Raw genomic sequence first — 12,511 nt, 5'->3', positions numbered from 1 at the left:
TCCGTGGCAGAATCCAGCGTTATGGTGGCCTGGGTCACTGAATCGGGCCGCTATACGGCCTAGTATGCGGCCTGGTATACGGCCGAGGATTTGCCGGGAAGGACCGGCCCGGCACCGGTGGGAAGAGGACCATGACGAGACCCGTATTCGATTCCAGCACGGCCCTGCACGATGTCCGCTACGAGATCCGCGGCCAACTGGCGCGGCGCGCTCACGAGCTCGAGAAGATGGGCTACGAGATCGTTCACCTGAATATCGGCAATCCGGGCCGTTTCGGCTTCCGCACGCCGGAGACCATGCGCCTGGCGATGATCGAGAACCTGGCCCAGTCCGAAGCCTATTCGCATCAGAAAGGAATCTTCCCCGCCCGCGAGGCGGTGGTGATGCAGCAGCAGAGCCGCGGTGTGGCCGGCGTCACGGCCGAGGAAGTGTTCATCGGCAACGGGGTCAGCGAGCTGATCGATCTGACCCTGCGGGCGATGCTGAACCGCGACGACGAGATCCTGGTGCCCAGCCCCGACTATCCGCTGTGGACGGCCGCCGTCACGCTGAACGGCGGTCGCGCGGTGCATTATCCGTGCCTGCCGGAGAACGGCTTCCTGCCCGACCCGGAGGCGCTCGAGTCGCTGATCACGCCGCGCACCCGGGCCATCGTGGTCATCAACCCGAACAATCCCACCGGCGCCGTCTACCCGAGGGAGCTGCTGGAGCGACTCGCTGCACTCGCCGAGCGCCACCGGCTGATCATGCTGGCCGACGAGATCTACGACCAGATGGTCTACGACGGCGCCGAGTTCGTCCCAATGGCGACCCTCGTCAACGAGACTCTCTGCATCACCTACAGCGGCCTCTCCAAGGTCTACCGGGCCTGCGGCTACCGCGTGGGCTGGGCCGTGCTGAGCGGCGCCCTGGAACGCGCCGGGGGCTACCTGGAGGGGCTGGAGCTGTTGGCCGCGCTGCGGCTGTGCAGCAACGTGCCGTCCCAGTGGGCGGTCCAGACCGCGCTGGGTGGCTTCCAGAGCATCCGCCAGCTCGTCGCTCCCGGCGGCCGGCTGTACCAGTCGCGCCAGACCGTGCTCGACGCCGTGGAGGCGAGCCGTTACCTGGAACTGGTGGCGCCGATGGGCTCGATGTACGCCTTCATCGGCGTGAATCCGCGCCGCTATCCGGGCTTCGACGACCAGGCGTTCGCGCTGGACCTGCTCGAGAACCGGCACGTACTGGTGGCACCCGGGACGAGCTTCAACACGCCGTACCGCAACCACTTCCGCATCACGATGCTGCCCGATTCCGACACCCTGGAAGAGGTCTTCGGGCGCATCGAGGAAGTGCTGGAGAGCGGCGTGCGCGGCCGCGTGACCGTTGCTTGAACCTTTTCGAGAAAATGAAGCGAACTTACTGATACTTCTATCTTATGACTGACGATTCGGTAGCCGGGAATACCGTGATCGTCACCGCCAGCCGGCGTCTGGCACGTCACCTGCGCCTGCGCCATGCCGCCGGGCGCGCTGCGGAGGGAGCGGCGGCCTGGCTGGCCCCGCGCTACCTCCCCTGGGACGTCTGGCTGGCCGAGGTCTGGCAGGCGGCGGGTTACCGTCCGGAAGGGCCCCTGCCCGCGCCGGTGCTTACCCCGCGGCAAAGCCGCACGCTGTGGGAGCGGGCGGCGTCGCGGGCGCTCGGGGAATCCACCACCTTGGCGGCAACCGGCGGTCTCGCGGCCCAGGCTGCCGCGTCCTGGCAGAGAGCCTGCGACTGGCGGGTTCCCGCCGAGGCCATACGCGAAGCGGCACGCTCGCCCGATGCCACTTTCCTGGCGCGGGCCAGCGGCTATTACACTGCGGCCTGCACGGAGGGAGGCTGGCAGGATCCGGCGGCACTGGCCGGCGCGCTGGCCGCGCGGTTCCGCCGGGGAGAGGCGGTGGTCGACGGGCCCGTCACTTTCGCCGGCTTCGAGCGCCCCGCGCCGGCGCAACGGGATCTGGTGGACGCCATGCGGGAGGCCGGCGTCACAGTGACGATGGAGTCGGGCGAGCATCGGCCTGCCGCCGCGACGGTCTCGGTGCGCCACGCGCCGGACCGCGATGCGGAGCTGCGGGCGGCGGGTGCCTGGGCGCGCGAATGTCTGCTGGCGGAGCCGGAACGTCGGGTCGGCATCATCGTGCCGGACCTCGCGGGCCGTGCCGCCCGGGCCGGGCGTCTGATCGGCGAGGGCTTCAGCCCCGGCTGGCAGCTGCGCGCCGACGCGGTCAGCGGCATCAATGTCTCCTACGGTCGCCCGCTGGCGGAATACGGCCTCATCGATGCGGCGCTCGGGGTACTCGGGCTGATCCGGGACGACCCGGACTTCGCCATGCTCGGCCGACTTTTGCGTAGCCCGTTCCTGGCACCGGCCGTAGACAACGGCCGGGCCGCCCTGGAGATCGCCCTGCGGGACCTGCCCGACCGCCGCTGGGACCTCGTCCGGCTGCCCGAGGCGCTGGGCAGGTCGGCCGATCGTCTGCCCGAGTCGGCCACGGTGTTCGTCGGTACATTGGCGGGGGTCGCGGCACAGCGCGGCGACTGGCAGGCGCGCGCCATGCCCGCGGTCTGGGCGGAGCGCATCGATAGCCTGCTGACGGCGGCGGGCTGGGGCCGGGAGACGGCCATGGACAGCGAGACCTGGCAGCTGGTCAATGCCTGGCGCAACGTCCTGAACCAGTTCGCCGCCACCGGCCCGGTCAGCGGGGCGATCAGTGGGCACGGGGCGGTGGCGCAGGTCGCCGCCATCGCGCGGGAGACCCTGTTCCAGCCCGAGTCCGACGACGCCGCCGTGCAGGTGATGGGCATGCTGGAGGCTTCCGGCATGACCTTCGATGCGCTGTGGATCGCGGGCCTCGACACCACCACGTGGCCGCCGCCGCAGCGGCCCGATCCGCTGCTGCCGATCGGTCTGCAGCGGGACTACGGCATGCCCGACGCGACGCCGGCGGATACCCTCGACTACGCGCGACGCATCTATACCGGGCTGCTCGGTTGCGCTCCGGAAGTCGTGGTGAGTTGGCCGCGCAGGGAGGGCGATGCGGAGCTGACGCCGAGCCCGTTGCTCGCCGGCCTGCCGGCCGCGGGCAGCGTCGCGGAGGTGCCCGTCTACGCGGAGACTCTGGCCGGGAGTGCGGCGCTCGCTCGGGTGGAACCCGACCCGCCGCCGCCGCTCGCGGCCGGCGAGACGCTGCCGGGCGGGCACGGTGTGCTGTCCGCCCAGCGGACCCAGCCCTTCGATGCCTTCGCCCGCTACCGGCTGCGGGCCGAGCCCCTGGAGACCCCGGTGGCCGGTCTGTCCGCGCGGGAGCGTGGCACGGTTATTCACCGGGCGCTGGAGGCGGTCTATCGGCGCTGGCCCGACCGGGACCGGCTGGCCGCGGCGGGCGCGGACGAACGGGGCCGAGCCGCCGGTGACGCGGTCGAACGCGCCCTGGCGCGCTACGGCAGGGGCGCCGATGCGCGACTCGCGGGCCTGATCGCGCTCGAGAGCGAGCGCTGCGCCGTCCTGGTCACACGCTTCATCGAGGCCGATCTGGTCCGGCCCGGCTTCGGCGAAGTGATCTGCGAGGAACCCCGTGAGGTGGCCGTCGGACCGCTGCGGCTTTCCATCCGGCCGGACCGCATCGATGCCGTCGACGGCGGCTGGGCGATCATCGACTACAAGACCGGCGCCACCGGCACCGCCACGGGGGTCGACCCGGAGAACCCGCGCCAGCTGCAGCTCGTGGTGTATGCCATCAGCCAGCCCGGGCGGGTGCGCGCGCTGGCCGTCGGCGTCGTCCATCCCCACCGCATCGGCTATCGCGGCGCCCGGGATGCCGACCTGGAGTGGCCGGGCACCGGCGTGCAGTCCGTCGACGACTGGCCCGCCCTCCTGAACGCCTGGAAGGCGCAGGCCCACGGGCTGGCCGAGGCGGTGGCTGCGGGCGACGCGAGGGTGAATCTCAGCCTGGGGCTGGACGACCAGCGGCCGCTGGCCGTGCTGAGCCGGGTGGCGGAACTGGCCGACCTGGCCGACGGAGAACAGGGGTCGTGAGCGATCAGCCCATCCCGGATCAGGCCGAGCGCGATGCGGCCCTCGACGTGGAGCGTTCGTTCATCGTCCAGGCGCCCGCGGGTTCGGGGAAGACGGAGCTGCTGATCCAGCGCTATCTCCGCCTCCTCGCCCGCGTGGAACGGCCGGAGGAGATTCTGGCGATCACGTTCACGCGCAAGGCCGCCGCGGAGATGCGTACCCGCATACTGGCGGCACTGGAGCGGGCGCGGGCGGGCGAGCAGGGCGATTCGGAGCACGAACGGCGCACGCTGGCGGCAGCGGGGGAGGCCCTGAACCGCGACCGGGACAGGGAATGGCAGCTGACGGCATTCCCGGAGCGCATGCAGATCATGACGCTGGATGCGTTCAACGCCCGCCTGGCGGCTGCGCTGCCGGTCACCTCGGGTCTCGGCGGCCGGGTGCGCATGGTCTCGGAGGCCGGCGAGTCGGGTATCTACCGGGAGGCGGCCCGGGCCACGCTGGACTGGGTCGCGGAGAGCGGGGAGACCGGCGACGCCGTGCGGGGACTGTTCCGTCACCTGGACAACGATGCGCTGGTGTGGGAGCGCTCCATCGCCGAGATGCTCGAGAGACGGGACCAGTGGCTGGCCATCACCGGTACCGGGCCGACCGGCCAGGAAGAACGGCTGCGGCGGCACTTCGAACAGGCCATCGCCATGCTGGTGACGGATCGGCTGCGGTCCCTGGACCGGGCGCTGCCGGAGGCCGCGCGGCAGCCGCTGCTCGAACTCGCCCGTTTCGCCGCCGGCAACCTGGCGGAAGCGGGGCGGGAGACGCCGCTTGCGCCGCTGCACGGCTGCGACGTCTGGCCCGCTCCCGACGCTCGACAGCTCGCGCAATGGCAGGCGCTGGCCTGGCTGCTGATCGCGCCGAGCAGCGGCGACTGGCGCAAGCGCGCGGACAAGAACCTGGGCTTCCCGCCGGGCAGCGACCGGGAGAAGGAGGCGCTCACCGCCGTGATCGAATCGCTGGCCGGATGCGAGGGTCTCGACCGGTTGCTGGCGGACGCCGCCAGACTGCCGCCGCCCCGTTACGCGCCCGAGCAATGGGAGGCGCTCACGTCCCTGCTGCACGTCCTGCCCCGGGCCACGGCCGAACTGAAGACCCGGTTCGCCGCCCGCGGACTGGCCGACTACGTGGAAGTGGCACTCGCCGCCCGTACGGCCCTGGGACCGCCGGACGAGCCGACCGACCTGGCGCTGGCGCTCGATTACCGCATACGGCACCTGCTCATCGACGAGATGCAGGACACCTCGCTGGGCCAGTACGCGCTGCTGGAGAGCCTGACCGCAGGCTGGGACGGCCGGGACGGGCGCACCGTGTTCTGCGTCGGCGATCCCATGCAGTCCATCTACCGCTTCCGGGAGGCGGAGGTGGGCCTGTTCCTGGCGCTGCGGGCGAGAGGCATCGGGCTGCTCCGGCCCCGGGAACTGGTGCTGCAGACCAACTTCCGCTCCGGCGGCAATCTCGTGGACTGGGCCAACCGGGCCTTCGCCCGGGTGATGCCGGCGGAGGACGACCTGGCCACCGGCGCCATCCGCCACAGCCCGTCGCAGGCGGCGCCGGGCCGGGAAGGCCTGGGCGAGTGCCGCGTCCACGCGCTGCTGGATGCCTCGCCCCGGGAGGAGGCGGAGACCGTGAGGAGGCTGCTCCGGGAGGCCATGGACGAACCGGGGCCCGGCGAGGTGGCCGTGCTGGTGCGCAGCCGCACCCATCTGCGCGAACTGCTGCCGCTGCTGCGCGCCGACGGCGTCGCCTACGAGGCGCTGGAGATCGACCGGCTCACGGACCTGCCGGAGGTGCAGGATCTGCTCGCACTCACCCGCGCCCTGATTCACCCGCTGGACCGGGTCGCCTGGCTCGCGCTGCTGCGGGCGCCCTGGTGCGGCCTCACGCTGGCCGGGCTGCACGCGCTGACGGTCGGCGATGCGCTCAGCCCCGTCATGGACCTCATGGACCGGGAGGAGCGCCTCGCGCGCCTGGACGCCGGCGAGCGGCGACGGGTGGAGTGGGTGCGGGAGCGACTCGCGGCAGCCCTCGAGCGCCCCGGGCTGCGCTCCCTGCGCGAGCGCGTGGAGCTGGCCTGGTTCTCGCTGGGCGGACCGACGCTGCTCCCGGGTGCCGCGGAAGCGGCGAATGCCTGCCGCTATCTCGATATCCTGGAGAGCCTCGAATCCGGCGGCACTCTGCCGGACGTGGCGGACCTCGAGTCCCGTCTGGACGAGGAGCGGGTCTCCAGCGAAGGCGCCGGCGCCCGCGTCCAGGTGATGACCATCCACAAGGCGAAGGGGCTGGAGTTCGATGCCGTCGTCCTGATGGGGCTCGGCCGCCAGCCGCGAGGCAACCTCCGCGCGGTGCTCAACTGGCTCACGCTGCCGGACGAGGAAGGTCACGAACACCTGCTGCCGAGCCCGATCGGCGCCCGCGGCGAGCGGGACAACGATCCCCTGCACGAATTCATCCACGGCGTGGAAGCGGAGAAACAGCGGCTGGAGCTCGACCGCCTGCTGTACGTGGCATGCACCCGTGCCCGCCGCACCCTGCACCTCGTGGGCCACACCCTCAGCCGGGACGGCAGCGCCCGGCCGCCGCCGGCCGGCACGCTGCTGGCCCGCCTCTGGCCGGCGCTCGAAGCCGACTTCGCCCGGGCCGCGGAGGCGGACGCGGGTGCCGATGAAGGGCACACGGCCGGCGACCCGGGCGCCGAGCTCGTGGCACCCCGGATCCGCCGCGCGGTGCAGCCCTATCGAGCCGGCGAGCTGCCGGTGCCGGTGGCGCCGCCGGCGTTGCGCTTCGCGTCGCCCGGTGCGGAAGCCGCGATCGAATACGCCTGGGTCGGCCGCGACCTGCGCCATGTGGGCACCGTCGTGCACGGCTGGCTGCAGCGGATGGCGGACTGGCCGGACGTGGATGTGGCGCGGCGCCGGCTCGAGGGTCTCGATGAGCGGCACGCCTCGCTGCTGGAAACCGCCGGGGTCTCCGCGGAAGGGCTGGAGGCGGCGGTGAGCCGGGTGCGGGCGGCCCTGCGCGGGACGCTGGAAGACCCGGCCGGTCGGTGGATCCTGTTCGGCACTCATCGCACCGCTGCGACGGAACTGCCCATTGAGGGCATTGCCGACGGACGACTGCTGCGCGTGGTCATCGACCGCTGTTTCGTCGACGAGTCGGGGACGCACTGGGTGGTGGACTACAAGACCTCGCTGCACGAGGGCGGCGACCTGGAACGGTTCCTGAGCGAGGAGGCCAGGCGCTACGCGGAACAGATGGCCGGCTATCGGCGGCTGTACGCCGCGGTGTACGGAGAGACGCCGCTGAGTCTGCTGTACTACCCGCTACACGGGCGCGTGGTGGCCATGGACGAGGCGGCGGCCTTGCGGCTCAGAGACGGCCTGCCAGGCTGAACTCCCGGCGTCCGGCCTCGTCCGGCGAGCCGAGGAAGCGCAGCGAGTTCGCGAGTGCGGCCGGCGCGCCCGGCCGCGCCTTGACCTGACCGCGGAGCTCGTAATTCCGCTCGCCGGTCAGCGCGATCTCGCCGGCCACTTCCAACGGTCCGCCGCCGTCCGCCAGGACGCCTCGCAAGCCGCCGTTCTCGGTGGGCAGGAACTCCACCCGGTAATTGCCGATGGAATTATTGCCCGCCGGCCGGTACACGAGATCCTCGACGCTGACGGTGCCCACCAGCTCGCTGGGCCAGCCGTCGTCGAAACGCCCGCGCTCGATGTCCGCGCGCAGACGGCCTTCCGCCTGTGCCACCGGCATGATCCGGGAGACGCTCTCGAGCGGCACGGACGCCTCGAGATCGGAGACGCTCAGCGCGCCCGTGACGCTCAGCGCGACGTCCCCGCGGACGCTGCCGCCCGGCAGTTCGGCGTCGATGCGGTAGCCCGCTGCCCCGCCCAGCAGGGCCGCCGGGCGGAATTCCCAGCTCAGCGGCGCCAGGAAAATCCCGCCGGCGGATGCACGCGCCGCACTGCCGCTCCAGATCGTACCCTCGACGCCGGCGGCGCGGAACTCGGTCGGGGCGAACCAGGCCACGGCGAGACGCGCGGGGAACAGGGCGACCAGGCCCAGAACGAACGCCGCGGCCGCGGCCGCGATGAGCAGACGGCGGGAGAACACTAAAGCGCCCGTTCCAGTGTGAGCGTGGCATCCACGCGGCCGGGCTCCGCACGATTGGAAAATGACGCGGCGCCGATCTCGATGTCATGCTGGCTGCCGAGCTGGCCCAGCCATTCCACCAGCGCGTCGAAGGCCACGTTCTCGAAGCTGACCTGGATGGAATCGCCGTCCAGGGGCCTGCTGCGTTTCAGCGTGGTGCCGAGCCCGCGCTGGCGCACGGTGCTGTCGATGACCACCACCAGAGACTGGCCGACCGGCGCGGACGCGGTGCCGCCGCCCGACGGAGACGGGAGACGGCCGCGCAGCTGGCGCAGATCGGTGACGAGTTCGCGCTGACTCTCCACCTGGTTCTCGAGCCGGCTGTTGGCCCGGTCGAGAGGCAGCCAGACGGCCAGATAGATCACCACTACGACGGTGAGCACGCCCGCCAGTGCCACCAGCATCTGCTCCCGCGGAGCGAGGTCCTGGAACCAGTCCTTCATGCGCCCGTTCCCTGGATCTGCAGGCGGCTGCGGACGCTGCCCTCCTGCTGGTCGGTGGACTGGATCCGGGCCGTGAAACGCCCGCCCTGGTCTACCAGCTTGCGCAGCCGATCCAGCGTCGCGACGTCCGGTGCGGTCAGCCGGATGTCCATGACGCCGTCGCGATAGCTGATGGCCTCGATGCGCGTGCCCGAGGTCTGGCTCATCGCGGTGCTGATGCTCTCCAGCGTCGCAAGGAACTGGCGCGACGTCTGCGCGGTGCCACCGCCCTGGCCGAGACGCGCGAGCTCGGAGTTCATCTGGGCGCGGGGATCGCGCACCTCGCGCACCCACGGGAAGGCGGCGCGGAAGGCCTCGTTCACCTCGGCCCGCAGCCGCTCGTCCTCCGCCCGCAGCTCGGCGTATCGGAGGCCGCTGCCGATCAGCGTGAGCACAATCAGCGCCGCCGCGAGCGCGGCTGCCGCCCGCCATGGCCGCAGCAGCGAGCCGGTGGCGCTGCGGGGCGCATAACGGCCCTGCAGCAGATTGATGCCGCCGCCGGCGGCGACCGTGACCGCAAGCCGGGGCAGGGCGCCGTCAGGCAGCAGCTTGACCTCCAGACTGTCCAGCTGCTGGCGCAGGGCCTGGAATTCCAGTTCGTGGCGCTCGGCGACCTCAGAGTCGCTGTAAATCAGTACGTGCCGGGGCACCTCCGCCGCCTCGCCGGCAGACTCTCCACGCTCGTCCGGGTCGTCCAGCGCACCGATGGCCGCCAGTGCGTCGCCGGGGCGCAGTCCCTCCAGCGCGAGTTCCATCGTGGCGCCGTCGTTCAGGATGATGCGGTCGTCCTCGATCAGTGCGCTCAGCGTGCCGGGGATGCGGGCGAGGCCCTGCGCTTCGCTGAACACGCCGGCCGGCTCCATGCCGGCCTCGCGCAGCCGTGCCAGCAGGGTGTCGAGGAACTCCCGCTCGACCACCGCCACCGGGATGCGGCCGTTGCTGCGCCGCTCGCCGGCGGCGAAGTGGAGCCGGTCCACGTCCTGGGCCACCTGTTCTTCCAGGGCGAAGGGCAGCGCCTGCAGCAGCCGGGCGCCCTTGGCCGGGACGTCGGCCGAAGTCAGCAGCACCTCGGTGGCGGGCACCAGGACGTGCACGCGGCGGTCGCCGGCCGCCGCGGCGGCTTCGGCCAGCGTGCCGTGGCCGGGTTCGCCGCGGCGCACACCGCTGGAGTCGACCGCCAGCCAGTCCGTCTCGCTCGCGTCAGCGCCCGCTACGCGGATGACGAAGATCTCGGCCATGCTCTATTCGGTGCCAAACGTCCTCAGGATGGGCGACACGTCGCCCTGGGGGCCACGCTGGAGGAGACTGTACATGGTGAGCCTGACCGTGCCAATACGGACAACACTCTCCAGCCGAAAGTAATTCGTTGATTCGCCGAGCGTATTCAAGACCTCCGGCTGCACGAGCGAGGAGAACGACGCCGTCACGTCGGCGAAGCCGCCTTCCTCCCGCTCCGCCAGCAGGCGCTCGGCGTCGGCGGCCGTCACGTTCTCGTCGAGCGACTGCAGCACGGCCGGCGTGGCCGTGTTCACGTTGATGGTGGTGCGGCCTGGCAGCGCGGTCACGTGGGGCCGCAGGATGCGGTAGATGTCCGGGTCCATGCCGGATACCGCCGCCAGTTCGCTGGCGCTGGCGACGTAGATGTTGGCGCTGCGGTAGGGCGGCATGCGGCCGGTGTACTCCCCGTCCTCCGCGCCGTCGGGGAACAGGGGTTCGGTGTCCGCATCCAGCCAGTCGGCCACGGAGCCTGCCAGCGAGGGCGGCAGGCCGAGCGCGAGGAGCAGGCGGCGGAACTGCTCGAGAGACGGTTCGTCGATCGCCCCGTCCGCGTTCAGCAGGTTGTTGATGTTGAAGCGGCCCTGCAGGTCCGTGAGTCCGCCGGCGATCTCGCCGCTCATGCCTGCGCCGTCCACCGGCAGGGGCGGCAGCCGCTGGGCCCAGATCTCGCCCAGGTGATCGGTGTCGCTCTCCTCGGCATCCTGGCGCAGGATCATGCCCACCCATTCCTCGGCGCCGAGGGCTACCTGGGCGGCCTGTTCCCGCCACAGCAGGTTCGTGGTGCGCCGGACATCGAGCGTCGTATCCCAGGCGAGGCTCACCGCATAGAGCGTGCAGAGCGCCACGATCAGCATCGCGAACATCAGGGCGACAGCCCCACGCTGCCGCGCGGGTGTACTCACTGGATCACCTCGACGACCCGGCGGATCTCGCCAAGCTCCTCGATCACCAGCACGATCTCGACGGCGCGGGGCCGCAGCGCCAGACCGAGAGCACCGGCACCGGCGTCCGGCGGCCATTGCTCCGTCCACTCGTCGCCGGAGAGATAGCGAATCCGTATGTCCTGCACGCCTTCGAGCAGCGTCGCCTCGGCGGGCTCGGTGCCCAGCGTGCGGTCCATCACCGGCCACTGCCGGCGGATGAGACGATCCTCCTCGATGCGGTACGCCACCCGCTGCAGCGCCGGGCGGGGCAGCACCAGGGGGTTCGACCAGCCGCCGCGGCTGAGCTCCACCAGGTCGAGGGAACGGGCGTCGGCGCGCAGGACCGGCAGGCGGCCGTCTCCGAGTTCGTCCCGCACGGGCCGTGGGGTCAGCTGTCCGAAGTCGAGACTCATACGCTGCACGGTGCGCTGCAGGGCCTGCAGGCGGCTCATCTGCTCGCTCACAACGCGGGAGGCTTCCACCACCCCGTTCAGCGTGGTGTAGGACGCGGCCGCCAGCGCCGCGAAAATGGCCAGCGAAACCATCACCTCGATCAGCGTGAAGCCGGCCTGCCGCGGCGCCGTTCTCACCGGTCCGCCCCTTCGCCGAGCGGGAGCGACCAGGCCATGTTGGCGGCGCCCGGCGGTCCGGGCTCGCCGATGAAACCGCTGACGTTGCGCACCACGTCCTCCGGCCGTTCGGCCAGGGAGACGGCGATGTCGATGCGGCGCAGGCTCTCGACGCCGGTCTCCGAAATCACGTATTCCCAGCGCCAGAGCCGGTCGGCCATCTCGGTCTCGCCGTTCGAGCGGCCCGGGTCCGGGAATTCGCCGCTCAGCCGCAGCTCGGTGATCTCGTTCAGGCCCACGTACAGGGCGAGGGTGCGGTCCCGCAGACTGCGTGAGGTATCGATGCTCTGCGTGCCCATGGCGAGGACCGCAGACAGGCCGAGCGACGCCACGGCCAGCGCGATCAGCACCTCCACCAGAGTGAAGCCCCGCGCGTTCAAGGTTCGTCTTCCGTAACCAGTTCGACCCGGCCGAGGAAGTCGCCGGTGAGTTCCGCGCGGGCATCGTCGAAGTCCCGGCTCAGCGTCAGCTCGAAGGGCGTCGTATCGCCGCTGGAGAGCAGCAGCACATGGGGCGTGGGGCCGGGGTCCGGCCCGTCGTCCGGGTCGCGGCGCTGACGGTCGCCCTCGATGGCCTCGAACAGCCGGATGTCACGGGATTCCAGGGTCAGGTCGAGGCGCAGGTCCTCGGCCAGCGTGCGCTCGCGCAGGATCTCGTCGCCGGCCAGCTCTACCCAGGCGCCCGTCTGCGGGTCCTGCTCGTAGAAGCGGTAGCCGTGCAGCCCGAAACGCAGTCCGTAGTCCCGGCTCTGCATGGCCGCTTCCTCGGCCGCGAGCTCGATCAGCGCGGCGAGGCGGCGTGCTTCGCGCTGGAGTTCGCGGTCGTCCTGCAGGAGCCCGATGCTTGGCAGCACCGCCGCCACCGAGATGCCGAGGATGACGATCACCACCAGCAGTTCGATCAGGGTGAAGCCCCGACCGGCCGCCGGGCGTCCCGATTCCTCCGCCGCACGGGACATCATTG

At 71.5% G+C, this 12,511-nt stretch carries 10 protein-coding genes; 3 read left to right on the top strand and 7 right to left on the bottom strand.

The genetic code is table 11. The features are described 5' to 3' along the window. Positions 1–131: 131 nt before the first annotated feature. The 3 genes from ACJMKZ_RS11200 to ACJMKZ_RS11190 are packed head-to-tail and all read left to right on the top strand — an operon-like array spanning position 132 to position 7,479. Complete coding sequence (locus ACJMKZ_RS11200; RefSeq protein WP_405233309.1) at positions 132–1,370, top strand: aminotransferase class I/II-fold pyridoxal phosphate-dependent enzyme; 1,239 nt, start codon at positions 132–134, stop codon at positions 1,368–1,370. Positions 1,371–1,414: 44 nt separating this feature from the next. Beyond that, complete coding sequence (locus ACJMKZ_RS11195) at positions 1,415–4,057, top strand: PD-(D/E)XK nuclease family protein (RefSeq protein ID WP_405233308.1); 2,643 nt, start codon at positions 1,415–1,417, stop codon at positions 4,055–4,057. Beyond that, entirely contained in the window at positions 4,054–7,479 is a 3,426-nt protein-coding gene (locus ACJMKZ_RS11190; protein WP_405233307.1) for a UvrD-helicase domain-containing protein, read from the top strand. The genes ACJMKZ_RS11195 and ACJMKZ_RS11190 overlap by 4 nt, the downstream gene beginning before the upstream one ends. Here the strand turns inward: ACJMKZ_RS11190 and ACJMKZ_RS11185 are convergent. The 7 genes from ACJMKZ_RS11185 to gspH are packed head-to-tail and all read right to left on the bottom strand — an operon-like array spanning position 7,457 to position 12,509. Beyond that, entirely contained in the window at positions 7,457–8,197 is a 741-nt protein-coding gene (locus tag ACJMKZ_RS11185) for a type II secretion system protein N (RefSeq protein ID WP_405233306.1), read from the bottom strand. The two genes, ACJMKZ_RS11190 and ACJMKZ_RS11185, sit on opposite strands and share 23 nt — an antisense overlap. Next, complete coding sequence (gene gspM, locus ACJMKZ_RS11180) at positions 8,197–8,679, bottom strand: type II secretion system protein GspM (RefSeq protein WP_405233305.1); 483 nt, start codon at positions 8,677–8,679, stop codon at positions 8,197–8,199. Before gspM ends, ACJMKZ_RS11185 begins: the two co-directional genes overlap by 1 nt. Further along, positions 8,676–9,956, bottom strand: a complete 1,281-nt coding sequence (gene gspL / locus ACJMKZ_RS11175) for a type II secretion system protein GspL (protein ID WP_405233304.1) — start codon at positions 9,954–9,956, stop codon at positions 8,676–8,678. Before gspL ends, gspM begins: the two co-directional genes overlap by 4 nt. Before the next feature lie 3 nt (positions 9,957–9,959). Next, positions 9,960–10,898 (bottom strand): type II secretion system minor pseudopilin GspK, encoded by a 939-nt coding sequence (gene gspK, locus ACJMKZ_RS11170; RefSeq protein WP_405233303.1) that lies wholly within the window; start codon positions 10,896–10,898, stop codon positions 9,960–9,962. Continuing rightward, a complete protein-coding gene (gene gspJ, locus ACJMKZ_RS11165; RefSeq protein ID WP_405233302.1) occupies positions 10,895–11,509 on the bottom strand; it encodes a type II secretion system minor pseudopilin GspJ in 615 nt (204 codons plus the stop codon). Before gspJ ends, gspK begins: the two co-directional genes overlap by 4 nt. Next, positions 11,506–11,928: a type II secretion system minor pseudopilin GspI gene (gene gspI, locus ACJMKZ_RS11160; protein WP_405233301.1), complete on the bottom strand. Its 423-nt coding sequence runs from the start codon at positions 11,926–11,928 to the stop codon at positions 11,506–11,508. Before gspI ends, gspJ begins: the two co-directional genes overlap by 4 nt. Continuing rightward, positions 11,925–12,509: a type II secretion system minor pseudopilin GspH gene (gene gspH / locus ACJMKZ_RS11155; RefSeq protein WP_405233300.1), complete on the bottom strand. Its 585-nt coding sequence runs from the start codon at positions 12,507–12,509 to the stop codon at positions 11,925–11,927. The genes gspI and gspH overlap by 4 nt, the downstream gene beginning before the upstream one ends. Positions 12,510–12,511 lie beyond the last annotated feature (2 nt).

It is taken from the genome of Lentisalinibacter salinarum (genome assembly GCF_040706555.1).
Lineage (GTDB): Bacteria > Pseudomonadota > Gammaproteobacteria > Steroidobacterales > Woeseiaceae > Lentisalinibacter > Lentisalinibacter salinarum.
Note: the sequence above shows the minus strand (reverse complement) of the source record. Positions and strands in the feature narration are given on the sequence as shown.